Annotated in this window: 21 protein-coding genes; 3 read left to right on the forward strand and 18 right to left on the reverse strand. The window is 45.7% G+C overall.

Annotated features, from left to right (window positions below):
* Positions 1-105 precede the first annotated feature (105 nt).
* Complete coding sequence (locus FTU50_RS10050) at positions 106-1,746, reverse strand: PglL family O-oligosaccharyltransferase (RefSeq protein WP_180069727.1); 1,641 nt, start codon at positions 1,744-1,746, stop codon at positions 106-108.
* 252 nt (positions 1,747-1,998) lie between these two features.
* Here FTU50_RS10050 and FTU50_RS10055 point away from each other — a divergent pair, with 252 nt between their 5' ends.
* Positions 1,999-2,220, forward strand: a complete 222-nt coding sequence (locus FTU50_RS10055) for a hypothetical protein (RefSeq protein ID WP_004809980.1) — start codon at positions 1,999-2,001, stop codon at positions 2,218-2,220.
* The gene (locus FTU50_RS10060; protein ID WP_180069729.1) at positions 2,217-2,720 is read left to right on the forward strand and encodes a DUF2335 domain-containing protein; all 504 of its coding nucleotides are present in this window, start codon (positions 2,217-2,219) and stop codon (positions 2,718-2,720) included. The genes FTU50_RS10055 and FTU50_RS10060 overlap by 4 nt, the downstream gene beginning before the upstream one ends.
* Before the next feature lie 172 nt (positions 2,721-2,892).
* On the opposite strand, the gene tfpZ is transcribed toward FTU50_RS10060, so the two are convergent.
* The 17 genes from tfpZ to FTU50_RS10145 all read right to left on the reverse strand — a co-directional run bounded on the left by tfpZ (position 2,893) and on the right by FTU50_RS10145 (position 23,632).
* Positions 2,893-3,621: a TfpX/TfpZ family type IV pilin accessory protein gene (tfpZ, locus tag FTU50_RS10065; protein ID WP_180069732.1), complete on the reverse strand. Its 729-nt coding sequence runs from the start codon at positions 3,619-3,621 to the stop codon at positions 2,893-2,895.
* A complete protein-coding gene (locus FTU50_RS10070; protein WP_180069734.1) occupies positions 3,618-5,294 on the reverse strand; it encodes a PglL family O-oligosaccharyltransferase in 1,677 nt (558 codons plus the stop codon). The genes tfpZ and FTU50_RS10070 overlap by 4 nt, the downstream gene beginning before the upstream one ends.
* 54 nt (positions 5,295-5,348) lie before the next feature.
* Positions 5,349-5,834 carry a pilin gene (locus FTU50_RS10075; RefSeq protein ID WP_180069735.1) on the reverse strand — a complete coding sequence of 162 codons (486 nt, stop codon included), beginning with the start codon at positions 5,832-5,834 and terminating at the stop codon, positions 5,349-5,351.
* A 196-nt stretch (positions 5,835-6,030) separates the two neighbouring features.
* Entirely contained in the window at positions 6,031-6,591 is a 561-nt protein-coding gene (locus tag FTU50_RS10080; RefSeq protein ID WP_104498098.1) for a TPM domain-containing protein, read from the reverse strand.
* On the reverse strand, positions 6,585-7,649 hold the full coding sequence (locus FTU50_RS10085; protein WP_180069737.1) for a YgcG family protein: 1,065 nt from the start codon (positions 7,647-7,649) through the stop codon (positions 6,585-6,587). The genes FTU50_RS10080 and FTU50_RS10085 overlap by 7 nt, the downstream gene beginning before the upstream one ends.
* 25 nt (positions 7,650-7,674) lie before the next feature.
* Positions 7,675-8,265, reverse strand: coding sequence for a LemA family protein (locus tag FTU50_RS10090; RefSeq protein WP_005180484.1), 591 nt, complete (start codon positions 8,263-8,265; stop codon positions 7,675-7,677).
* Positions 8,266-8,429: 164 nt separating this feature from the next.
* Positions 8,430-9,314: a metal-dependent hydrolase gene (locus FTU50_RS10095; RefSeq protein ID WP_180069739.1), complete on the reverse strand. Its 885-nt coding sequence runs from the start codon at positions 9,312-9,314 to the stop codon at positions 8,430-8,432.
* 240 nt (positions 9,315-9,554) lie between these two features.
* Positions 9,555-10,976, reverse strand: a complete 1,422-nt coding sequence (locus FTU50_RS10100; RefSeq protein WP_168390784.1) for an FAD-dependent oxidoreductase — start codon at positions 10,974-10,976, stop codon at positions 9,555-9,557.
* 73 nt (positions 10,977-11,049) lie between these two features.
* Entirely contained in the window at positions 11,050-15,525 is a 4,476-nt protein-coding gene (gene gltB, locus FTU50_RS10105) for a glutamate synthase large subunit (RefSeq protein WP_180069741.1), read from the reverse strand.
* Positions 15,526-15,963: 438 nt separating this feature from the next.
* Positions 15,964-16,800: a hypothetical protein gene (locus FTU50_RS10110; protein ID WP_104472445.1), complete on the reverse strand. Its 837-nt coding sequence runs from the start codon at positions 16,798-16,800 to the stop codon at positions 15,964-15,966.
* A gap of 12 nt (positions 16,801-16,812) precedes the next feature.
* Positions 16,813-17,895, reverse strand: a complete 1,083-nt coding sequence (gene aroB / locus FTU50_RS10115) for a 3-dehydroquinate synthase (protein ID WP_180069742.1) — start codon at positions 17,893-17,895, stop codon at positions 16,813-16,815.
* Positions 17,896-17,917: 22 nt separating this feature from the next.
* Positions 17,918-18,460, reverse strand: coding sequence for a shikimate kinase AroK (gene aroK, locus FTU50_RS10120; RefSeq protein ID WP_016658449.1), 543 nt, complete (start codon positions 18,458-18,460; stop codon positions 17,918-17,920).
* Positions 18,461-18,496: 36 nt separating this feature from the next.
* Positions 18,497-20,635: a type IV pilus secretin PilQ gene (locus FTU50_RS10125; RefSeq protein ID WP_180069746.1), complete on the reverse strand. Its 2,139-nt coding sequence runs from the start codon at positions 20,633-20,635 to the stop codon at positions 18,497-18,499.
* A gap of 60 nt (positions 20,636-20,695) precedes the next feature.
* Positions 20,696-21,223: a pilus assembly protein PilP gene (locus FTU50_RS10130; RefSeq protein ID WP_045795346.1), complete on the reverse strand. Its 528-nt coding sequence runs from the start codon at positions 21,221-21,223 to the stop codon at positions 20,696-20,698.
* Positions 21,223-21,942, reverse strand: a complete 720-nt coding sequence (locus FTU50_RS10135) for a type 4a pilus biogenesis protein PilO (RefSeq protein WP_005180513.1) — start codon at positions 21,940-21,942, stop codon at positions 21,223-21,225. Before FTU50_RS10135 ends, FTU50_RS10130 begins: the two co-directional genes overlap by 1 nt.
* A complete protein-coding gene (locus tag FTU50_RS10140; RefSeq protein ID WP_180069744.1) occupies positions 21,939-22,574 on the reverse strand; it encodes a PilN domain-containing protein in 636 nt (211 codons plus the stop codon). Before FTU50_RS10140 ends, FTU50_RS10135 begins: the two co-directional genes overlap by 4 nt.
* Positions 22,574-23,632, reverse strand: coding sequence for a pilus assembly protein PilM (locus FTU50_RS10145; protein WP_005180518.1), 1,059 nt, complete (start codon positions 23,630-23,632; stop codon positions 22,574-22,576). Before FTU50_RS10145 ends, FTU50_RS10140 begins: the two co-directional genes overlap by 1 nt.
* Positions 23,633-23,803: 171 nt before the next feature.
* Here FTU50_RS10145 and ponA point away from each other — a divergent pair, with 171 nt between their 5' ends.
* Positions 23,804-26,380: a penicillin-binding protein PBP1a gene (gene ponA / locus FTU50_RS10150; protein WP_180046957.1), complete on the forward strand. Its 2,577-nt coding sequence runs from the start codon at positions 23,804-23,806 to the stop codon at positions 26,378-26,380.
* Positions 26,381-26,563: the final 183 nt, after the last annotated feature.

Raw genomic sequence — 26,563 nt, forward strand, 5'->3', positions numbered from 1 at the left:
TTAAAAAGATGAAGCGTACAAAAAAGACCGGAGTTCCGGTCTTTTTTATGGATTGAGCAATGTGTTTCAAATCCCAAACAGCAGCCTTAAAAATCAGCAGATGATTTATGGTTCTGGTCTGATTTCTGCCCCATCCAGCAAGCTGTCATAATCCACCTCGACCTTGCGCAAGACCTTTAACAGCTCCAGCTGCTGTTTGGCTTCTGCTTCATAACCATTAAATGCCAGCACCCGGGCATATTTAAGCAGGTCATACTGGGTTGGATAGTTCAATACAATCTCATGAATCTGCTGTAATTGCTCTGGGCTTTGCTGGCTATACGGATTCAGACGAATCCAGGCAATGCGGCGGTTAAATTCCTCGAGCAGATAAATCTGATCCTGGTTGGTGATTTTTTCCGGTGTCTTTTCATAACGCACCGATTGATTTAGCTTCGGTACCATCAGCTCATAATCACGATAAATTAGCAGCAACAGGACTAATCCCACGCCAAAGCCAACTCGCATGAATATTGGCGATAACTGCACACTAGCATTTGGACGTTGCGACTGCACAATCCCCAAGATAAAGCCGGCGGGGAGCAGGAAATAGGCATAGTTCTGCGGGAATTCCAGCATGGCATGAATCAGGAAGGCACCGAGCATCAACAGACCAATCACCGAAATGGTCGAATTCACCTGCCGATGCAGCTGATAACCCCAATAGGCCAGATAAGCCAACAAAGGCAGGCCAATCAGCAGACCATTCCAGAGCAGAAGATCGAGCACCACATTGTGGGCGCTACGAATCCATACCGGTCCCTGGAAAAATTCACTAATCGTCGTGTAAGCGACACTGGTCTGATGCCAGCCATAGCCAAACCAAGGCTGATGGCCAATTGCGTGTAGCATCTGCTCCCAGATTGCCAATCGTGACATATCCCCTGTGGCACGCTGTACCACATCACGAGACTGGACCGCTATATCTGCGCTTTGTGAGAGTAGTTGACTTACGGAAGGTGCAATAAAGATCAAACCAACGAAAGTTGCAAACCAGAGCGCACTATAGAACCATTTCAGGCGGATATAGCCTTGGTATTGCTGGTAGCAAAGATAAGCCAGAATACACAGCGAGGCAACCCAAGAGGTACGCGATTGACTTAGCACCACCCCGCTTAAGATGACCAAACCAGTTACAACCAAAAGTGCTGTTTTCAGTTTCTGTTTTTCATACAGATATAAACAGGCCATGAAGGACATGACCAGAAAGGTCGCCATATTGTTCGGTTGGGCAAAGTTGGCATAAGGACGCTGGCCAGTGCGGATGTCTACCATAAACGGGAAATACTGGTCGATGGTCAGCCATTGGCAAATGGCCATAAGACCAGTGATCGTGCCGACACCTAAAAAGACGAAACTCAAACCTGTAAATATTTTTTCTCGCTGCGCGGTATCTAAAGTCAGGTTATAACCCAGTACAATCGCCAGCCAAAAACCAAAGATATACAGGCTGCTAAATAGCGCTTTGTCAAAAAAGAATAGCAAACCATAAGCCCATTGGATGAATGGGATAGCGCTTAAGGCCAGCAAAGGCAGGCTGATTTTAGGGAGAATTAGTTTTTCTTTTAGGAAAATAGCCGCCAAAGCGAATAGTGTAAAAAAGGCATATAGCTCACCGGTATAAGTGACCCAGGGGCGGTAATGAATGGGAAGAAGCCAGGCAAGGGAGATTAGAATAGCAGCCAAAAATAGCAATGCAGATTTCATAGGAAAAACAGAGTAAAAAACTGACTCTATCTTATATTTTTTTTGTTGGTTTGACGTCATTGTTGGTGAAGTTGATTTAAATAAAGTAGATTTAAAATTAGATTCGCTATAGGATGAAAAATTCGTAAAATAAAAAGCTTACATGGTTTGCATTGACAATTTTGGGTACACTGTTAATAATTAAAAGAAATATCTTCTAAGATGTTGACTCTTTCGCTATAGCGACACTTCATGGTTTTTAGGAGTTTAAATATGAAAAAATATAATAATTTCCGATCTAAACAACGAAGTTTCTTAATTGGAATGAGTTCTTCTTTTGATTTTACTGCAACTCTGAATACTCGAAATTTCCAGATTGAGCATCAGCCTAAGTATGGGCAAGTGCATGATGCGCGTGCAATCCGTCAAGACATGCAGCAAGTGGGTAAAGATTTTCAAAAAGCGATTTCATCTTTTGAGTATTCCTTACCATGATGCAGGAACATGAGCCACCTAAAGAAAAAGAAACCGCACCTTCGCATATCACTGAAAGTGAGGTTCTAGCACCTGAAGAACAGAGTTTATTACAAGAAGTCGAAAGACATCCTAAAGTAATTTCTATACTTGCAAGTCGCCATCATCAAGGCCCCTTACCCGCTCCTGAAGATCTTGCCCATTACAATACAATTATACCCAATGGTGCTGAACGTATTATGAGAATGGCAGAAAAAGAACAAGCCCATCGAATCGAATTAAATAAAAATGAACAAACAGGCAAGTTTGAATATTTAAAGGCAGAAACTGCGTTAAAGTCTAATGGGCAATGGTTTGCTGTTGGTACGATACTTTTGTTTGCCATTCTTTCAGGTATGTTTGTGTATCATGCACAATATGTCTATGCTTTTTGGATTATGACCGGATCTTTGGTCGCCATCGTTGCTATTTTTGTGACGGGTAAATATATTGAGCGTAATCAGTCAGATGATAATGAATAAAATAGTACCGCAGATTTCATAGGAAAAAATAGACTAAAAACTGGCTCTATCTTATATTTTTTTAGGCAAGATGATAGTGCTTTGTGTGGCAAGTTTGATTGGAATTCCGCCAGTTTTAAAATGGGAGGATCCCATGGGGAATACTTAAATTCCCCATTTTTAACTCAAGAAATTATTCCCACGGTCTTAAGTCTACAATTTTGATCACTTCGGCTGTTTCTTTCTTCATTAAAACCACCATATCGACTGTATTGGCTTTTAAAGGTAACCATGCATCCGCATTTGGATATTTTTTCAAGATTTCTTCAACCCTAGCCTCATTATTGAAATGTACTAAGTTATTCAGATTTTGAGTTTTTAGCTTTATCTGATTCTGCATATTCTCCAAAGATTGATAGTATTCAGGTCTTTGGCTCAAAGACACACCTCCAAAGACTTCATCAAACATCACTTTTTCTCTTAGCTTAATATCTTCAGGGTATTTAACAGCGACATAGTTTGGCGACAACCCAATATTCCCTATTTGTAGGCTCTCATTGCTAACAATCTCATTTTTTCGGACAAGTTCAAAACGATCAATATTATAAACAATATATACTGGTCGGCCTTTTTCAATGCTATATAAGCCATATACCAAGGCAGCTACTTGAATCAGAATAATGATTGTTAAATCTATTTTGAGAGTTTTCTTACTTTCTTTATAGACAATAAAACCAAGGATTGGGCCAACGATAACATCGATGATCAGCATCATTAAAAAGATTTTTGTTACACCAACAGCCTCTGCTAAAGGTGCTGGATACCATAATTTAAATACAACAAGTAAAACTAAACTTGCAATAAATGCCGATATTAATAAATGCCCAAGAAAAAATTTAGCCCTTTTATAATTTAATTTCATTTAGAAGCCCCTTGATTCATCCATTCAAACGCTAGATTTGGTTGTACAATATATAATGAATTCCATGAATACCGATGTTCATGAAGTTTTTCTATAATGATGAGTTGCTCCTTGGCTTTTTCTATGTGACCATTCAATGCCAACACTTGAGCATAACGATATAAGGCTGCAGCAGATGAAAAACGATAAGCTGCTTTTCTCACCTCCTCTATCTCCTCTAGACTCATGTTTGAACGAGGTTCAGTTCTAATTAAAGCAATATGCGCACTAAGCTGGGTTAACATCTGGATATCTGGTGTTCTATGCTTCGCTGCAATAAGACCAATATTTAAAGACTCATAGCGTGCTGATTCTATATCTTTTTCAATTACTCGATATTCACTCAATATTTTTACAAACATTAACAAGCACAAAAGACTGATACTCAATCCTGAAAAAAATGAAATAGGAATATATCTTGTATTTATATTATCTGTATCGGATTGAATCAAACCTAAGATCAAACCTGTCGGCAATAGAAAAAATGCGTAGTGCAATGGAAATTCAAACATCGCATGTACGATCACTCCCCCCACCATTGCAAGCATAAGGAAATTTTCTTTACAAAATGCTTTGTCTATATATTTAACTAACCAAAATATCAAAAATAAGCTAATTAATCCCCCTAACGGAATACCAGTCCATACGAATATATCTAATATTAAATTGTGAGTATGCTCCATCCAAACTAATGATGAAAATTCCAAAGTCGTTTCGACTTGAGCGACACTCACTTGATTCCAACCATAACCAGACCATGGTGCATTACCAATGGCAATGAGCATTTCTTTCCACATCTCTAAGCGATGAAATCCAGATACTGCTCTATTGAGAGGATTAATAGCAAAGCCTAAGCCTAAGATTTTAGAGAGAAAAGGAATAATGATTACACTACAGACAACTAAGTAAAGTACTCCACTAAATACCCACCAAGATTTAATATTTAATCTCGCTGATGAAGCTTTCCACCACCACCAAATACAGAAAAAAATCAGATAAACCCAAGGAGTTCTGGACTGAGTTAAGGCGATTGCAAATAAAAAAACAGCACTGAGCAAAGCTAAAACAGAAGCATTAAATACCTTGGCTTCATACAAATAACAAGTAGAAATGACAGCCATAACCAAGAAAGTGGCAAAATTGTTTGCCTGCGCAAAATTCGCATAAGGTCTACCACCCGGAGTTAGATCTACGACAAAAATCCCATGCCGTTCAATCATCAACCACTGCAATAACTGAATGTAAACAGAAATAAGTGCGACCAGCAAAATAAGCCAACAGACAATCTTAAAACTATATTTTTTGTTTTTATCATCCTGACCGATAGTATTTCCAATCATTAATGCAATAAAAAAACCAAAGATATAAATTGATGCAACCAGCGCATCCCCTAAAAAATATATTTTTTGAAAGAAAAATTGTAATAATGGAACACTTGCAATAATCAAGAAAGGTAAATTGATAGATGAGATGAACAATTTCTTATAATGGGCAACTGCATAAACCAATAGCAATAATAAGCTCAGAAATATGGAAAAATCACCATGCGAACTTGCCCATGGAAAAATATGATTTGGGCTCAGCCAAGCAAAAGATGCACACAGCACCGCAAAAAGTATCAATATTTTTTTCATCAATATCATCTATAAAAAAAGAGGCTATACAGCCTCTTTTATACAATTCTTAAATTAGAACTGACCACGGCATGAACCTGGTAAGTATTTTTGTGGAATTGTTGTACCTGCAGCTGAGTCACCACATTTCCAACCGTAAACAGTTACACCCACATCAGTATTTGCTAATGCAGTAGTTGAATTTACATAAGGAATTAATGTTAACTCATCTGCTGAACCAGCAGTTAATTGATCAATACCTTGAGCTGTAACTGTAATAACACCCTTGTTATCAGTCTCTACAGATTTTACATATTTAGTTGTTTGAGAAGCAGACTCACACCCCCAGTCATTAGCTCCTGGTAATGTAGTACCTACCGCACTTTGTACTGTTTCAGTTACTGTTGTACGGCATTGTGAAGCAGCTAATACAACTTCAGAGACTTTTGCACGTACTGTATAATCCTGATATGCAGGAAGTGCTACTGCAGCCAAAATACCAATGATCGCTACAACGATCATTAATTCGATAAGGGTAAAACCTTTTTGCATAGTGTTCATAAACATTCTCCACAAATGTTTTGTTAATTTTTTATAAGCTTTATAAGCTATTTTGTATATAGCACTATATGTGCCAACTTTTATTATAAATATATTTAAAGAAAAAACAGCTATTTACGGATAAAAATTTTTCACTTTATTTTTTTAGTGTATTTTTATGTAAAAAAGTGACACTTATTGTCACATATTTACAACATTAACCAAGAATAATCGGCTTATTCCCCAGCTCATTGGCTTCATCCTGAATTTTCCGGTCATAGAAAGCATCCAGAATCATGCCAATTTCTTTCACACCCAAAATCACTGCCTGCTGATATTCTCTTTGAGCCAAGCCATAGACCATTTTCTGGCAAATCTCATCCCAGACCTGCTGCTCAGTGGCATGCTTAATACCACGGTCAATCACAATCTCGACTTTACGCTCACACAGGTTTAAATAAAGCAGTACGCCACTGTTATATTCCGTATCCCAGACACCCAGTTCAGCAAACAGTTGTCGTGCGCGGGTACGCGTATCCTGATAATAAGCCAAACGCGAAGGCAGACAACCTTCAATCACCACCTGAATCTCGCCAATATGGCCATGCTCAGCTTCTGTAACTGCTTGCGCAATTGCATACTGGTCCTGCTGGTTAAAAAAGCGCTTGGTGGCTGGCATGTAGAAAAAGTGCTTAAACCAGCGCTTTAAACTGGGTTGGCTTAGCTCCTGAGTTTTTGGCTGGGTAATTATTTCGGTTGTATCTGTTGTGGTTACCATGATCCTGATGCTCCTCCCCCGCCGAAGCCGCCGCCTCCGCCGCTATATCCACCGCCACCACCAAAGCCGCCACCTCCACCGCCACGACCGGCCGAGGCCAGAAAAATATGAAAAATCGCTTGTGCAAGTGCGGTAATGAGTAAAAAGAAAATCCCAAGTCCCATTAATAAACTGGTGAATATGCCCACACCATTGACCAGCCCCGCCACCGTAGCCGCCACCGCAGCGGTTGAAGCGCTGAGACGTTTACCAACAATATAGGAGCCAATCACCCCGGCAATTAAAATAAAAATTACTGTATTAAAAGTTTTTTCCCGTGCCTGCTGCTCACGCAGTGCCTGTTGCTGACGTTCCTGCAGTTCTTTAGCCGCATTGGCCGCCACGTCCGGGTCCAGATTCAAAATACGTTCAATTTCGACCAGACCGGCTTCAATGCCGCTGGCATATTGCGCCTGCTTAAAATATGGCGTGATCTGGTTGTTGATAATCCGGCCCAGCACAATATCCGGTAATACCCCTTCCAGACCATAACCGGTCAGAATCTGAATACGGCGATCATTCACTGCAATCGCCATTAACAAGCCATTGTCATATTTGGCCGAGCCTAATTGCCAGCGCTCGGCAACGCGCATGGCAAAATCAAAAATATCCTCCTGACCGGTGGTCGGGACAATCACCACCCCAATTTGTGCTTTGCCCTGCTGATGCAGCGCTAAAATCCGCCGGCTAATCGCCTGTTTCTGCGCTGCACTCAGCAAATTGGCCTGATCAACTACCGGTTCATTTAAAGTCGGCAAGCCGCGGATGGACTCGCCTTCTGCCATATCATTGGCAATCACCGGTTGTTCAACACTTGCCTCAGATGCAGCGGCTGTCTGACTCTGATGACGAGCATTGGCCGCACGTTGCTGTTCCTGAATGATGCGCGCTGCCGCCAGGTCATCTGCTGAGCCGGTGGCAGCGGTATCTGCCAGGCTGAGCGAACTGAGCAATAGTGCACAGCACACTAACAGGCTGTGCAGTATCCACCGGATGAGAGCAGTAATTGAATCAGGCATGATCCGCGGCTCCTTGGGCGTGGGATTATTCAAACGACACGGTCGGTGCAGTTTGCGCGTTTTGATCGGCACTAAAGTTTGGCTTGGTGTCCATACCAATCACTTTTGCAGTCATCACCTGCGGGAACTGGCGTGAATAGGCATTAAAGTCCTGCACCGTGGTGATATAACGGTTACGCGCCACAGCAATACGGTTTTCGGTGCCTTCAAGCTGTACCTGCAAATCCCGGAACTGCTGATTGGCTTTTAAGTCCGGATAATTTTCTGATACCGCAATTAAACGCGACAACGCGCCAGTCATTTGCGCTTGCGCTTCCTGATAGCGCTGGAACAGGGCTGGGTCTTCCAGCACCGCCTGATCGACTTTTAAGCCGGCCACATTGGCACGTGCCTGAGTCACTTCAGTCAGTACCTGCTCTTCATGTGCAGCGTAGCCTTTCACTACATTGACCAGGTTCGGTACCAGATCGGCACGGCGCTGATACTGGTTTTGTACTTCTGACCAGGCCGCCGTTACGGCTTCATCTTTGACCTGTAAGGTGTTATAGCCACAGCCACTCAGGGTCAAGCTGCTGCTGAGCGCCAGCATCAGCAGTGTTTTTTTCATCAAGTTCATGCCTTATCCTCTAATTATTTATTTGTATTTGTTCAATAATTTGATTCTAACGGTATTTTAGCCCAGTTTTGTTAATTTTATTTATCACTTGGAAAACACATGCGCATGAAAAACCGGACGTGTAATCGGCCCGGTTTTGATTAGTTATCTAACATCTGTTTGAATTAACTGAGTAATTGTGGTGGCTGTTCCTGCTGGAAACCTTCAACCTGATACTGCGTTGCCATGCGCTGCTTCCAGTATCTAAGACTGCGACTGTAATTGATTTTGGCCGGATGAAAATCTTTCCGGTAATAGGACAGATATTCCGGCAATAACTGCAGCAGCATTTTCGCCAGCAAATACAAACCAAACAGATTACCGCCGATTTTCGGCATACTGTTTTTCTTGTCCTGCAAAAACAGCTGTGAGGTGCTATAAAAGGTCAGACTGGCAAAACCGGCAGTAACACTGCGCATAATCATACGGCGCAGACGATGATCGGCATACACATGCTGATATACCTCAAATGCCACCGCCCGATGTTCAATTTCTTCAATCGCATGCCAGATCCACAGCTTGGCTGCATCATCATCCAGCGTACTCAACACTTCCGGATGACGCAGAATATAGCCGCCCAGTAGCGCAGTAAAATGTTCAAAGGCACAGGTAATTGCCAACTGTACTTTGGGTGGCAGACTTTTGACATGATGATCTTTGCGCGCCAGCCAGGCCTGAAAACGATCCAGCTGATAATCATCACGGCGCCAGGCGTCGTTAAATTCACGATGCGCCTTGGAATGCATTGCCTCTTGCCCGATAAATGCAGCAATTTGTGCCTGCAACTGCGGATCCTGAACCTGATCGCGTACATTGCGCACGCTATGCACAAAAAACTGCTCACCAATGGGAAAAGTGGAAGATAAGGCGGTAAGCAGATGCGACATCACCGGAGAATTGGCAAAATAATGCCGGCGGATGGCATGAGGATTAAATTTGAGCCGGCGAACCGTGATCCCAATGGCTTTCGGACGATGAAGATAGGATTTTTCTGCCGTCACTTGCGTCATGGTTACTGACCTTTCTTGTTTTGGAGACGCTCAGTATGTGAACAAAATCACTTTTCCCCTATGGCAAAAAGACCGATTCAATTTGCAAAAAACTTCAAAATCACCGGTTGCATAAAGTGCATTTCAATAAAATTTGCTAGCAGCCCTTGTCTCTTTTTCATCTTCACCTACCGATTCTAAAACCAAAGTGATTAAAAAACCCGCTCTAAAAGCGGGCTTCTTGAATGAATTCAGCGTGAATCAGACATCCAGATAATCCAGAATGCCTTCTGCTGCCTGACGACCTTCCCAGATTGCAGTCACGACTAAATCAGAACCACGTACCATATCACCACCGGCGAAAATTTTCGGGTTTGAAGTCTGGAACTTGAATTGCTGCTGTTCTGCAGCCACGACACGACCTGAACCATCAAGATTAATGTTCACATCGGCAAACCAGTTGGCTGGGCTGGTACGGAAACCAAAGGCCAACAGCACCGCATCTGCCGGCAGAATTTCTTCTGAACCCGGAATTGGCTCTGGACTACGACGGCCACGGCTGTCTGGTTCACCCAGTTGCGTGGTCACCACTTTTACCCCCGTAACTTTGCCATTTTCACCCACAATTTCAATTGGCTGACGGTTAAACTTGAATTCCACACCCTCTTCACGCGCATTAGTCACTTCACGACGTGAACCCGGCATGTTGGCTTCATCACGGCGATAGGCACAGGTCACCGACTCTGCACCCTGACGGATTGAAGTACGGTTACAGTCCATCGCGGTATCACCACCACCCAGGACAATCACTTTTTTGCCTTCGACTGAGATGTATTCCGATGGATCTTTTTCCCAGCCCTGACAACGGTTGACGTTGGCAATCAGGAAGTCCAGCGCATCATACACACCATCTAAGTCTTCACCGGCAAAACCACCTTTCATGTAGGTATAAGTACCCATGCCCATGAAGACAGCATCATAATCAGCCAGTAACTGGTCAATGGTGACATCTGTACCAATTTCGGTATTTAAACGGAATTCTACGCCCATACCGGTGAAAATTTCACGGCGGCGTTTCATCACATCTTTTTCCATCTTGAATTCTGGAATACCAAAAGTCAGCAGACCACCAATTTCCGGACGCTTGTCAAATACGACTGGTTTTACACCATTACGCACCAGAATATCGGCACAACCCAGACCTGCCGGGCCCGCACCAATAATCGCGACTTTTTTATCGGTCCATTTGACATGCGACATGTCTGGACGCCAGCCCAGCGCAAAAGCGGTGTCATTGATGTATTTTTCTGCATTACCGATGGTCACGGCACCAAAGCCATCATTTAAGGTACAGGCACCTTCACAGAGACGGTCTTGCGGACAAACGCGGCCACAGACTTCTGGCAAGGTATTGGTCTGATGGCACAGTTCTGCTGCCTGGAAAATACGGCCTTCTGAAACCAGTTTTAACCAGTTTGGAATGTAGTTATGTACCGGACACTTCCATTCACAATACGGGTTACCACAGCCTAAACAGCGATGGGTCTGGTTGGTCGCCACTTCTGCGGTAAATGGCTTATAAATTTCCACAAACTCAGATTTGCGGACGTCAATCTCTTTTTTCTCTGGGTCTTGGCGTGCAACATCCAGGAATTGAAAGTCATTACTTAGGCGTTCTGCCATGTCTTTACTCCGTGGCTAGATGCAAGGGATTCACAGTTGCCTTGCATCTGGCTTCATTTCTGCAGTCGTGGAATTATTGAGGATCAGCTTGAGTTGTCTTTAACAAAGTCAGCAAGTTGGCTGCTTTTGGTTTTACCAGCCAGAACTTGCGGCTGTAGTAATCAAACTCATGGCGGATCTTGTACGCCCAGGCACTACCCGTTTCTTGAATATGCTCATCTAAGATACGTGACAAGAACTCTTTGTGTTCTTCCATCGACTCTGTAGAAATACGGTTTAACTCGATCAGCTCATGGTTGTAATGGTCAACGAAGTCGTTGTCCAAATCAAGTACATAAGCAAAACCACCTGTCATCCCGGCACCAAAGTTGTGTCCGACTTTACCCAGTACCGTTACGATACCACCGGTCATATATTCACAGCAGTGATCGCCTGCGCCTTCAATCACAGCAAAGGCACCCGAGTTACGCACCGCGAAACGCTCACCTGCAGTTCCGGCTGCAAACAGTTTACCGCCAGTGGCACCGTACAGACAGGTGTTCCCAATAATCGCGGTATTCTGGGTCTGGAACGGTGAACCTTTTGGCGGGAAGATCGACAGACGACCACCGGCCATACCTTTACCGACGTAATCGTTAGCATCGCCTTCCAGCTTGATGTGTAAACCACCAGCATTCCAGACACCCAGCGATTGACCTGCGGTACCGGTCAGGTTCATTTTCACCGGATGGGCTTCCATACCGAGGTTGCCATAACGGCGGGCAATTTCACCGGAAATACGCGCACCGATTGAACGGTCACAGTTGCCAATGGTGTAATTAAATTCACCACCTGTACCGGCTTCAATGGCTGGCAGCATCTCGCTAACCATCTGCTCGGCCAATACGCCTTTATCGAACGGCTCATTGCCTTGTACTTCACAGTACTGCGCCTTCCCTTCCGCCGCAGGATGTGATTCCAGCAAGGCACTTAAATCCAGATGTGCATGCTTGTCGGTTTCACCCGGCAGGATTTCCAGCAAGTCGGTACGACCAATCAGATCTTTCAGACTGGATACACCCAGTGCCGCCAGCCATTCACGGGTTTCTTCAGCAATAAAGGTGAAGAAGTTGATCAGCATTTGCGGCTCACCGATATAGTGTTCCTGACGCAAGTGATCCTGCTGCGTTGCTACACCTGTTGCACAGTTGTTCAGGTGACAAATGCGCAGGTATTTACAACCTAAAGCAATCATTGGGGTAGAACCAAAACCGAAGCTTTCTGCACCGAGGATAGCCGCTTTCACCACGTCCAGACCGGTTTTTAAACCACCATCGGTTTGCACGCGAACTTTACCACGCAGGTCATTTATGCGCAGTGCCTGATGCGCTTCAGACAGACCGAGCTCCCACGGAGAACCGGCATGGTGAATAGAAGAAAGTGGCGAAGCCGCTGTACCGCCATCATAACCAGAAATGGTAATGAAATCGGCATACGCTTTCGCAACACCGGCCGCAATCGTACCGACACCTGGCTCAGAAACAAGTTTCACCGACACCATCGCCTGTGGGTTCACCTGTTTTAAATCGAAGATCAACTGTGATAAATCTTCAATTGAGTAAATGTCGTGATGCGGCGGCGGCGAAATTAAGGTTACGCCCGGTACAGAGTAACGTAAACGCGCAATGAGTCCGTTGACTTTACCGCCCGGCAACTGGCCACCTTCACCTGGTTTTGCACCTTGCGCGACTTTAATCTGGAGGACTTCTGCAGAGGTTAAATACGCAGGCGTCACACCAAAACGGCCCGATGCAATTTGTTTGATTTTCGAGTTACGAATCGTACCGTAACGCGCTGGATCTTCACCGCCCTCACCCGAGTTTGAACGACCACCAATCGTGTTCATGGCAATTGCAATCGCTTCGTGCGCTTCAGGTGATAAGGCACCTAAAGACATCCCGGCTGAGTCGAAGCGCGGTAAAATCTCTTCAACTGATTCCACCTGTTCCAGTGCAATCGAATTGTCTGTTTTCAGTTTGAATAAATCACGAATGGTCGCGATTGGACGCTTATTCACAATCTCGGCGTATTCTTTGAAATCGGCATAATTGCCTGAACGTACCGCCTTGTGTAAGGAGTTGATCACATCCGGGTTAAAGGCATGATATTCCTTGCCAAATACGAATTTCAGCAAACCGCCCTGATCAATTGGCTTACGCGCTTTCCACGCGGTATCGGCCAGTTTTTTCTGGTCATTTTCCAGATCAACAAAAGTCGCGCCCTGAATACGGCTTGGTACACCGCTAAAGCAGGTATTCACCACTTCGGCAGATAAACCAACCGCTTCAAACAGCTGACCACCACGATACGAAGCAACAGTTGAAATACCCATTTTTGACAGGACTTTCAGCAGGCCTTTTTCAATCCCTTTACGGAAGTTCGATTGTGCATAGACCGGATCACCGAGCAATTCACCTTTAGCCACCAGATCATTGATCACATCATAAGCCAGATATGGATAGATCGCGGTGGCACCAAAACCAAGCAACACTGCAAATTGATGCGGATCGCGGGCAAAACCGGTTTCCACAATCAGGTTGGCATCGGTACGTAAACCAGTATTAATCAGGTGGTGATGCACCGCACCCGTCACCATCACCGCATTGGCCGGCAGATAGCCTTCACGGATTTTCTTGTCGGAAAGTACCAGCAAGGTTTTGCCATCACGAATCGCTTGCGCAGACTGCTCGCAAATACGCGTGATTGCTGCCTCCAGACCTTCTGTTTCAGCATAGTTCAGGTCGATATCGGCAATTTCATAGCCTTTACGTCCTAAAGTACGAATCTGGTGCATTTTCGAGTTTGACAGCACCGGGCTGGAAATGATCAGACGATCAGCATGTTCCGGCCCCTGTTCAAATACGTTTTGCTCACGGCCCAGACAGGTTTCCAGTGACATCACAATCGATTCACGTAACGGGTCGATTGGTGGGTTGGTGACCTGCGCAAACTGCTGACGGAAATAATCCGATACATGGCGCACCTGACGTGACAAGACGGCCATTGGGGTATCATCGCCCATCGAGCCGACCGCTTCCTGACCGCTTTCTGCAATTGGACGCAGCAACTGGTCACGCTCTTCAAAAGTGACCATAAACATTTTCTGTGCCGCTTTCAGGCCATCGCCTTTTAAGCCCTGATCACATAAATATTCTTCTAATTCCGGGCTGCCTTGAACGCGAATTGAATTTTCACGTAACCATTCACGATAAGGACGCATTTTTTTCAGGTGCTGGTTTACATCACTGGTATCCAGCACTTTGCCGGTCATGGTATCCACCACCAGAATCTGGCCCGGACCAACACGGCCTTTTGACACCACATCTTCCGGCTCATAACCCCAGACGCCAATTTCAGAAGCCAGGGTGATGTAACCATTTTTGGTGATGACCCAGCGTGCCGGACGTAAACCGTTACGGTCTAACATACAGATGGCATGACGGCCATCCTGAATCACCAGACCTGCCGGACCATCCCAGGCTTCCATGTGTTTCGAGTTAAATTCATAGAAGGCACGCAGGTCTGCATCCAGGGTTTCCACGTTTTGCCAGGCTGGTGGTACCAGCATACGTAGCGCACGGAACAGGTCCATACCACCACCCACCAGAATTTCCAGCATATTGTCCAGGCTGGATGAATCCGAACCGGTACGGTTCACAATTGGATTCAGCTCGGTTAAGCCCGGCAATAACGGGTTTTCAAATTTAGGGGTACGTGCCAGCGCCCAGTTACGGTTTGCAGTAATGGTGTTGATTTCACCATTGTGTGCCAGATAACGGAACGGCTGCGCCAGCGGCCAGCGTGGCAAGGTATTGGTCGAGAAACGCTGGTGGAACACCACAATATGGGACGCTAAACGCTCATCAGCCAGGTCGGTATAGAAGTCAGCAATCGCAGCTGGCATCATCAGACCTTTATAGCTGATCACAGTTGAACATAACGTGGTCACATAGAAATACGGATCATTGCTGAGTTGCTGTTCGGCACGGCGACGCGCCAAAAATAATTTACGGTTAAATTCAACTTCAGTCACGCCAATCGGGCAGTTCACGATGACCTGTTCAAATGCAGGCAAAGACTGCATGGCAATTGAACCTAAAGCATCGTTATTGGTTGGCACTACACGCCAGGCAATGACTTTACAGCCTTCTGCTTCAATTTCTTTGGTTAACGTCTGTTTGGCATGCGCAGCTAAGGCCGGATCGAGGCTCAGGAAAATGGTGCCCACAGCAAACACTTCACTTAAGGTAATGTCACTTAAGCGTTTGGCTTCTTCACGGAAGAACTGCTTTGGCATGGCAAGCAATAGACCGCAACCATCGCCCGTCTTGCCATCTGCGGCAATACCACCACGGTGGGTCATACAACTCAAACTATGAATGGCGGTCTTGACGAGATCATGGCTTGCATCACCCTGCATATGGGCGATTAAACCGAAACCACAGTTATCTTTAAACTCATCCGGTTGGTATAAACCTTGAGCGGGAGCTACAGTATTAGGCGATGGCATGTGCATAGCGTACCCTTCTTTCAACGCGCCCTTGCTGGGCATTAACAATCTACTTTCTTTTGCGACCTGGTCCGACTGACTTAGCTTAAGATCCATGTTGAGCAAGTTCATTTCTCCTGGCTTTGATCTTGAGTGATCAAGATGACAAGCTGAGGAAAACCGTGACTGCCTTTACGCACTTAAATCAAGCATAAACATTTGACGATTTCGCACAATCATTGAATCTTTCTTGCTCCAAAATAGGGACATTAACTCAATTGATGCCCCAATAATGCAAAAATGATGCCAACTTTATTGTGCTATTTTTAAATGACTTAATTTGGGCAAGTTTCAGTGAGAGCGGTGCGCTTTCAGGGAAGTTTCGCTTATTTTATACGCACTGTTTTTGTGCATATCTTTATTTTTATACACCAGCCTGCGCTATTTTAGAACGGCAGTTTAATTGAAAGGATCGCTAATTTCTTGTTCTGTGGTGGTGTTATTCGATGCTGGTGCAGGTGGAGCAACACCACTTTGTGATTTTTGCACATCCACCACGTTTCCGTCCTGATCACGGCGGGTTACGGTGGTGGTTGTAGTGGAGCGTTGCGGACTGGTTGCGCTCTGTTTTGGTGCAGCCAGCAGACTTTCATCAATTTTCGGCAGCGCAGCTGGCTTTAAAGCCACTTCATAAAGTTTATTGTTTAGGCTCACTTCCTCTGCACCCAGGTCATTCACAAACGGTAGATAGTCCATAAAGCTGGTTACCACCGGTTTGACCGATGCAGGCAATTGCAGCGCCAGCTGTTCTAAAGCGCTTCGCGCCTGACTGGTATTTTTATAATTGCCATACAGCAACACATATTGCTCGGCGCGGTTTTCACCACTCAAGCGAATATAAAGAAAATTCTGGCGATCAGCCTGTTTTTTCAGAAAGCCCTTGATAATATCCTCTTCGCTCACGCGAAACAGCTCAATGGTCTGGTTTTTACGCTGCTCGGAGATAAATTTGGTGCCGCGAAATTCAGGCTCATGCAAACCGGAAGCGGTTAAACGCTTGGTTTGTTCCAGCGGTTTGACTTCGTCGATCAGGGCACCCAAATGCGCGGTTGCCGCGACTTTTGCCGGCTGAATCTGTAATTCAACTTCTGATTCCGGGGCTTTTTCGACTTCAACCAGCTCATCACGATCGGTAATGGCCCAGAAGATAATCGCCAGCAGCAGACACAGCGCACCACACACCAACCAGATGGAATTCTGAACACGTTGTTTGACGCTTTGTGATGCTGCTGCCATGGGATCCCTTATTTATGCTGCCTGATGCGCAAGAATAGACTGTTTCATTAATTCCGGATCAAATTTCCGGGTAATGATGGCCTGTCCCAGACGCTGCATTAATACCAGTCGCAACTGGCCATTCAGCACTTTTTTGTCATGGGCCATAAAACCGAGAAAATCATCCAACGGAATTTTAGGACATACTATCGGCAATTGGGCACGAGAAATGATTCTTTTTGTACGCTCAACATCGTCTGCAGAAATCCAGCCCATCCGATGCGATAAATCGGCAGCCATCACCATGCCGGTCGCAACCGCTTCACCATGCAGCCATTCGCCATAACCGAGATAAGACTCGATGGCATGACCAAAGGTATGACCCAAATTCAGCAATGCGCGTTCGCCCTGCTCTTTTTCATCATTGGCGACAATACGGGCTTTGTGCGCGCAAGAACGGTACACCGCTTCTGCCAGTAAAACCGGATCACGCGCCACCAAGGCATCCATATGCTGTTCTAGCCAGTCCAGAAACTCAATATCACCCAGCAGTGCATATTTAATCACTTCGGCCAGACCGGCAGACAGTTCACGATCGGGCAAGGTTTTTAGCTGTGACATATCGGCCAGCACCACTTGCGGTTGCTGGAAGGCACCAATCATGTTTTTACCTAGCGGATGGTTAATCCCGGTTTTCCCACCCACACTGGAGTCGACCTGAGACAGCAAGGTGGTCGGTACCTGAATAAAATACACGCCGCGCTGGAAACAGGCTGAGGCAAAACCGGCCATATCACCAATCACACCGCCGCCGAGTGCCAGCACGGTACAATCGCGGTTAAAACCGGCCTCTAGCAGGGCATCAAAAATCAGATTGAGATGCTGAATATCCTTGTATTTTTCACCATCGGGCAAAATACATGTTGCCACCTGTTTACCCAGTGCTTCTATGGCAGTTTGATAGTGCTTTAAATACAAAGGCGCTACGGTACTGTTGCTCACAATCATGACCTGCTTGCCTTGAATATAAGGCTCCAGTAAGGTCTGAGGATTTAAATCACTGCCAATAAAAATCGGGTAACGGCGATCGCCGAGTTCAACATATAAGGTTTGCATGGTTTTAAAACACTGTACTCAATTAAATTGATTTTTTCGCCACGATCACATTCAGGATTTTTTGTGCCAGATCACGGGCTGCACCCTGATTGGTTTCAATAATATGATGCGCCACCTCACGATATAATGGATCGCGTACTGCAAGCAAATCTTTCAGTTTCTGTTCAGGATTTTCAACTTGAAGGAGAGGACGGTTTTTATCGCGGTAGGTACGTTGCAGCTGGATTTCCACCGGGGTATACAGATACACCACAATACCACGCTGTTTGAGGAATTCACGATTCGGGGCCTGGGTGACTGCACCGCCGCCGGTGGCAAGAACCAGTTGAGTACGAGAGGTCAGCTCGTCAATGACGGTGGTTTCACGGTTACGGAAACCGCTTTCCCCTTCTTTTTCAAAAATCCAGGGAATGGTGGCCCCGGTACGACGCTCGATTTCATGATCGCTGTCTAGGAACTCACGTCCGAGCAGCTCTGCCAAATGTCGCCCTACCGTGGTTTTTCCGGCCCCCATCGGCCCCACCAAATAGATATTTGGCAGGGCGTTAAACTCTTTGCTTGGCAAGGAGTCACCTATTTATTTTGTTAAATTGAAAATATATTAATGATTTCTTGAAACACTGTCATTAACAATTCGTGGTGTCACAAAAATCAGCAACTCACGTTTATTGTCCGATTTAATATCTTTACGGAATAAACGGCCTAAATACGGAATATCCCCCAGGAATGGCACTTTGGTTTGCTGATTGGCTGTCTGCTGCTCAAAAATACCACCGAGTACGACGGTTTCACCATTATCGACCAGTACATTGGTATTGATCGAGTTTTTGTTAATGGTCAGCTGACCGGTCGGCGTTGGTGCTCCCGGACTATCACTGGTGATATTCAGGTTCATCTGCACTTTACCATCCGGGGTAATGCTTGGCGTAACATCCAGACTTAAAGTTGCATCAATAAACTCTGTGGTGGATACCGCATTGACACCGCCTCCTTCAGCAGACTGATACGGAATCTGCGTACCTGAAGCCACTTTGGCCTGTTGCTTATCAGCAGTCAGTACTTTCGGTGTCGAAATCACTTCACCATAACCATCAGCTTGTAGGGCAGACAGTTCTAAATCCAGCATAAAGTCAGACAGGCTGATGAGACCAAAAGCAATCCGGCTCGCACCTGGGCTGGTGACCCCCAAATCGACATTCAAGTTTTGTGGACGTTCAATTTCATAGGTATAACCACCACGCTCGTCATCAAATTCCGGCTCACGTAAATTCCACAGTGTGGTATCACTACCACCGACCAGAAGATGGTTATTATTCATGATCCCTTGTGACAGGATGCCCCACTTGACCCCCATCTCTTTAGTAAAGTCGGTGGTGGCACGCACAATACGCGCTTCAATCATCACCTGTTTCACCGACACATCCAGCAAGTCAATCATGCCGCGGATCTGGTCAATTTTTTGTGCAGTATCATTAATAATCAGGGTGTTGGTTCGTGGATCGACTGACACCGTACCACGTGGACTGAGCAGACTACCGACACTATCACCGAGTGGATCTGCCCCTGAACCCGAATTTGTGCCACCTCGAGAATTGGATGCGTTTTTACCATCAGTAATCAGTTTCTCGATATCAGCAGCCTTGGCATAATTTAACTGAATATATTCGGTTTGCAACGGCGCCAGCTTGACGCTTTGTGCAATCGCTTTGGCTTCTTCTTCTTCAGCCTTGATTAGTTCTGCGACGGGTGCAATCCAGATCACATTGCCATTACGGCGTTTATCCAGATTTTTGGTTTTTAAAATAATATCTAGTGCCTGATCCCACGGCACATCTTTGAGACGTAAGGTGATATTGCCTTGTACCGTATCGGCGGCAACCATGTTAATTCCGGTAAAATCAGCCAGTAACTGCAGCACACGACGCACTTCAATATCCTGGAAATCTAAAGAAATCTTTTTACCGGTATAGCTTTGTGCTGCACGCGGTTTGAACGGGTTCTTATCTACAGGACGTTTCAGGCTAATGGTCAGTTTATTTTCTGCCTGATACGCCATATATTCATAGCTTCCGGCAGACTGAATAGTAATTACCCCATTGCCACCATCATTTTGCGCATCAATGGTAGATACCGGCGTGGCAAAATCATTGACATTTAAACGGCGTGCCAGATGCGCAGGAATTTTATTGCCCAAAGTACGGACAATAATTTTACTGCCTTGCTGTTGCACATCGACCGGGGTATTGCTGCCTGCCAGGTCAATTACTACCTGACCTTCCCCTTCTGCACCACGCTGAAAGCCGATATTCGATACACCTTGAGCCGTCTGCTGTACCGTCACTGGCGTTACGGCTGCCTGAGTGCTGTTAACTTTAAGAATAAAAGTATTGCCTTCAACACGGGTAGTAAAAGCACCCGCTTCAGCCAGATTAACCGTTAAACGTGCACGCTGGGCATCGGAACTGACATCAACCGAGCTGGCTTCCCGAGTCGCAACCGGAATGCTGGCCTGTTTTAAGGTCTGCTGGGCTTTATCAAAATCCAGCACCAAACGTGATGGCTGCTCAAGCTGATAGGCTGCAGGCTGAGGTGGCAAGCCATTGAACATGACACGAATTTCAGTACCTTGTCCTGGAATTTGCATTGGTACAATATTGGTAATGCTGACCTGCGCATTGGCCACTTGCATGACGGCCATCGCAACAGCGCCCATTGAAAACTGACGGAACAAATTGTTCATTGTAATGCCATCCCCAAAAATAAAATCTTTCACAGTATTATTCATTTTTATTCCTTTAATTTATGGCGCCGGCCCAATCAGTACTAGACTTCTTGGACGTTCAACATACCCTTCGCGACCATCTGGAATAATCTCAATTAAGTCAATTTGTGTCGGTGTGATATTGATGACCCGACCATGATTCAAGCCCATATAGCTGCCGCGCTGAATCCGTTCAATTTCACCATCTGGAGTTTGAATCAGGGCCAGAATCTCGCCGCGTTGCCCGCGCATACTGCCTTTCATACTTAAGGTTTCCAGTGCATAGCTTTCTAAAGGCTGCAACTGGCGCGACAGGTTTGGATAAACCCGTTTACCCGCCATAATCTTTAGCTCGGCCGCCAGAGAACTTGGCATAAACGGGCTTTTCAGCTGATGTGCTGCATAGTTAAATACAGGTGCTGGCTCAAAAGTCGGTGCCGGCTCAATCGGCAACGGCGGCTGATTACGGATTTCTGCCATTTGTGCATTCACGGCATCAATACGTGAATCACAGCCTGCAGCCAGTAGGCCCAACACCAGAACCAACGAAAGTTTTTCAAATTTCATCATTGTGCTGCTCCTGTGGCTGGAGTCGTGCTATTCCCGGCCTGTGCATCGGTATTCCCGACATAGCGATAGGTCTTGGCTTTCGCGACATAGGTAATTTGTGGAATATCGGTTTTCTTTTCCTTGTTTTCACCGGCAGTAATAGTGAAATCATGCATGGTCACAATTCGCGGTAAAGCGGCTGTACCGCTCACAAAAGAACCAAACGCATGATAATCACCGGTGGCTTCAATCGAAATTGGCTGCTCGATAAAGAACTCTTGCTTGATTTCATTTTCCAGACGGATATTTTTAAATCTTAAGCCTGAGTTCACGCCCGTAACGTTGACATCTTCAACCAGACCTGGAATTTCGGTTTCTTTTGGCAACTGTTGTAGCTGCTGGTTAAAGTTGGCTTCCATTTCCTGTAACTGCGCCTGATATTGCTGCAAATTACGCAGTTTGGAATCTTTTTCACGAAACTCATTCAGCAGGTTCTGCTCTTGTGCACGCGCATTGGAAATTGCATCCAGCTTCGGCTTGATGGCCAGGAAATAGCCCAGGAAGGCAATTAAAATAATGATAAAGATCCAGATGGTCAGCTTGACGGAAAACGGCCAGCTGCCATAGTTATTCGGATCTAAGGTATTCCATTGCTGCAGGAATTTATCCAGCGTCATTTTTTTCTTTGGCGCAGCAACAGGATCCTGATTCATTTCTTCATATTGATCGAGACTCATTGTACTGCCCCCGCTGTTGCTTGAGTACCAGACGCAGGTGCTGTGCCTGGAAGTGCAATTTCATCCAAATCTGCCGTTACCACGAAGCTGCCATAGCTTTCTTCTACCCGTGGAACAACCGAACTTGGTGCCTTGTTTTTATTTTCTTCAACGGCCAAGAAAGAATTCATGAAGGCGTTACGATACCATGGCGATGCTTCCAGATTACGCAGGAACTCTGCTACCGTGTTTGGACTTTCGGCCTTGCCTTCAAAGGTAAATTTATTGCCAATACGGGCCACTTTGGTCAAATACATGCTACTTGGGGTAATGCGGACCAGCTCATCGACCAAACGTACCGCGACCGGACGCTGACTTTGCAGACCCTGAATCAGCTTCATGCGCTCGACAATGGCATTACGCTGCTCTTGCAGACCTTCCAGCGACTTTAACTGTACATCCAGATTTTGGTTGGTACTGATCACCAGCTGATTGGCCTGTTCCTGATCCTGCAGTTTATGGTTGTAATAGAACCATGCCAGCGTGACGGCCAGCACCCCAATTAATGCAGCCCCAATACAAACCGCAATAAATTCTTTTTTTCGTTTTTCTCTTAGCTCATCACGCCAAGGGAGTAAGTTAATTTTTGCCATTAATCAAAACTCCTCAATGCCAAGCCACATGCCACCATCAATGAAGAGGCATCGCTTTCAATTCTTTTAATATCAATTTTGGAGGAGAAACCCATCTGTAAAAACGGATTGGCAATGGTGACGCGGTAACCCAGTTTTTGCTGTAGTAGCTTGGCCAGGCCTGGAATATTGGCATTCCCACCGGCCAGCAGAATATGGTCAATTTCATTAAACTGCGATGAAGAGAAGAAGAACTGCAGCGAACGTGCCGCCTGCTGTACCACCGCCTCAAGGAATGGCTCCAACACTTCAACATCATAATCATCTGGCAAGGTACGGCTTTTCTTGGCGCGGCCGGCTTCTTCAAAGGACAGACCATAACGGTTCTGGATTTCCTGGGTCAGCTGCTTGCCACCAAAGACCTGCTCGCGGGTATAGATAATTTTATTGTCTTTGAGTACCGACAGCGTGGTCATAGTATGACCAATGTCTAACACACCAATGGTATTTACCCCCATCGGCAAGGTATCGGCGAAGACTTTAAAGGCATTTTCAATGGCAAAGCTTTCAACATCTGCCACTTTTGGGGTTAAACCGGCCAGTTCAATCGCTTCACAACGGCTCTCGACATTTTCCAGTCGTGTCGCCACCAGCAAGACATTGACCCGGTTTGGATTGGCCAGACGATCAGGCAGTACCTCAAAGTCCAGGCTAACTTCATCTAATGGGAAAGGAATATATTGCTCTGCATCCATCCGGATTTGAACTTCACGTTCATCATCCGTCATATCGGCATCCATCTCAATGGTCTTGCTAATTACCATTGAGGTTGGAATCGCTAAAGCGGCAGCTGTTGTCGGTGTATTGGCCAAATTAAAGGCACGCTCGAGCGCATCCCCTACAGCTTCAGGATTCAGAATATTTTTCTCAACCACACTGCCCTCTGGGAGCGGTACCAAGGCGTAACTTTCCACCCAGTAACGATCATTCTTTACAGAGAGCTCCAATAACTTAACAGAAGTAGAACTAATATCTACACCTATTAACCCCTTACTCGGTTTACGATATAACCTGCGCACAATAAGTTTTTCCTATTATTTTTTTATCCCCAAAAAAAATGCCATTCACTAAGTTGCTTTGTGGTCTATATTTTTGTACGGATACAATAACTCATCTAACAATCCGTATGGGTAAAGGCTATACTGACCAGCAATTAGTTTGCCATTAGCTCTTATTAAAACTTACTTGTTATGAAAAAGCTATCTTGTTCGGGCCGTGTTCATCCATTTTTTTTGCTCATAATTATTGTGTTAGTTTCCATTCCGATGGGTTTTTATGGCATGTATCTCTATATTGCCCCATCTTTGCCGGAAATGACCACTCTAAAAAAAGCGCCTCTTTTGAAGCCTTTACAAGTTTATAGCACGGATAATCAGTTAATTGCAGAGTATGGTGGCAAACTTTCTGTACCTGTCGAGTACAACCAGATTCCCGAAAAGTTTATCTATGCCTTTTTAGCGGCTGAAGATTCGGCCTTTTTCGAACATAGCGGCATCAGCTTTAAAGGCCTAGGCCGTGCGGTGAGTGAAGCGGTGACCGGTTCTAATGTGCAAACCGGTGGCTCGACCATTACCATGCAGGTGGCCAAGAACTATTATTTAAGCCCGGAACGCACTTTAAGACGCAAACTGACTGAAATTTTTCTAGCCCGAAAAATTGAACAGAACCTGTCCAAAGAAGAAATTCTGACCCTGTATGTCAATAAAATCTTTCTCGGTAAAAATGCTTACGGGATCGCGGCAGCAGCCAAAATTTACTATAACAAAAGCTTGGAAGAACTGAGTATTGCGCAAATGGCGATGATTGCTGGTCTGCCAAAAGCGCCATCACGTTACAATCCAGTGGTCAATCCGGAACGTGCCTTAGAACGTCGCAACTGGATTCTGGGCCGGATGCTGCAACTCGGTTATATCAACCAGAATGAATATCAGGGTGGGATTGCCGAGCCAATTAACCTGGATATGCCGGATCGCAGTATCAGTAATATTCACCCCTATGTTGGGGAAATGGTCCGAGCTGAACTGGTCAAAAAATTCGGCAAGCAGGCGGTTGATTCTGGTTATAAGGTTTACACCACCATTGACAGTAAACGTCAGGCTTATGCCGAGCAGGCGGTGCAAAATGGTCTAGAAGCATATGACCGCCGTCATGGCTGGCGCGGTGCCGAAGCGCATGACCAGCCACTGAGTGACTTTCGTGCCTTTGCCAACACCTATCCCGCACAAGTCACCAAAGTCCTGAACAATTCTTTTGAAGCCCTGATGCAGGATGGTTCTACCGTCACTGTCCCGTGGTCTGGCATGTCCTGGGCGCGTCCCTATCGCAATGCCAATAGTGTTGGCGCAGCACCAAACCGGGCAGCTCAAATTGTCAAAGTTAACGATATTGTCCGTTTACGCCCCAACCAGAACAAAAGTTCCTGGTCACTGGTGCAAGTTCCCAAAGTTCAGGGGCAGCTGATTGCAATTAACCCAAACAATGGCGCGATTGAAGCCATTGTCGGCGGTTATAACTTTTATCAATCGACCTTTAACCGTGCCTTGCAAGGCTGGCGTCAACCGGGTTCAACCATTAAACCCTTTGTCTATGCGCTGGCACTGGAACGCGGCATGACTCCGCATACCATGCTCAATGACAGCCCAATTACCATTGGCAAATGGTCGCCGCGTAACTCGGATGGCCGCTATCTGGGCATGATTCCTTTACGCCGTGCGCTGTATTTATCTCGAAATACCGTTTCAGTCCGCTTACTTCAAACCGTCGGTCTGGACCGTACCCGCCAACTATTTATGGATTTTGGCTTGCAGGAAGACCAGATTCCGCGTAACTACACCATCGCCTTAGGTACGCCACAGGTGCTGCCGGTGCAAATGGCCACCGGCTATGCCACCTTTGCCAATGGCGGTTATCGGGTACAACCGCATTTTATTCAGCGTATTGAAGATGCGTATGGCAAAACCATCTATCAGGCCAATCCTGAATATGCCTGCATTGCCTGTATCAGTGAAGATGAAAAAAATCCTGAAACAGCTGAAGTAAAAACGCCAGATGATGAAGTGATTAAAGTCACCAATCAGTCGATTCAGACCGCAGATGCAGCGCCAGCCAACAAGATTGAACGCAGCCAGTATCGTCAGGCACAGCGTATTTTAAAATCCAGCTCGGCCTATGATATGGCCAATATTCTACGTGATGTGATTCAGTATGGTACCGGACGCGCTGCCCTGCGTATTGGCCGTAATGATATTGGTGGAAAAACCGGAACCACCAACGATGCCAAAGATGCCTGGTTCGCTGGCTTTAATGGTAAACTGGTGACCATTTCCTGGGTCGGTTTTGACCAGCCAACGACTTTGGGTCGTCGTGAATATGGCGGTGTCGCAGCCCTGCCGATCTGGACCGAGTTTATGGGTAAAGCCCTGCAAGGTACACCGGAAGCCTGGGTCAGTCTGGACCGTAAAGGCAACCAGCTAAGCCGCGATAGTGCCAGCAATGACAGCATGGACCAGGAGTTGCAGCAGCGCTATCGTTCATCACCGCCATTGGCCCGTCCGCTGTATCGTCCTGCGCCGGCACCGGTCGTGCCTGCACCGCAGCATGATTTTGATGATTTGCCGGGTGAGGAAATCCTGATTCCGGATGAGGCGACTCCACCACCAATGCAGCCTCAGCCACAGCAACCGGCACAGCCGCAACAACCAGCGCAAAATCAGCAGCAGAATTCTCGCCCTGATGCGATTGAAAACCTGATTGATGAAGTCTTATAAACGCACAACAAAAAGCCCTCAGTTGAGTAATGCCAGTCAGTTAAGCAAATATTAGAAAAATGTAGTAAAAATGAGTGTATGTAAATACGCTCATTTTTTTATGTCTTTATCTGAACATTTAGAATCCACTCTTGAACATGCTCTCCCATCACTTAGCCATTTTTGTGAACTTATTGACTTAAA

Origin of the sequence: Acinetobacter sp. YH12112, assembly GCF_013418945.1 — a bacterium.
GTDB lineage: Bacteria > Pseudomonadota > Gammaproteobacteria > Pseudomonadales > Moraxellaceae > Acinetobacter > Acinetobacter indicus.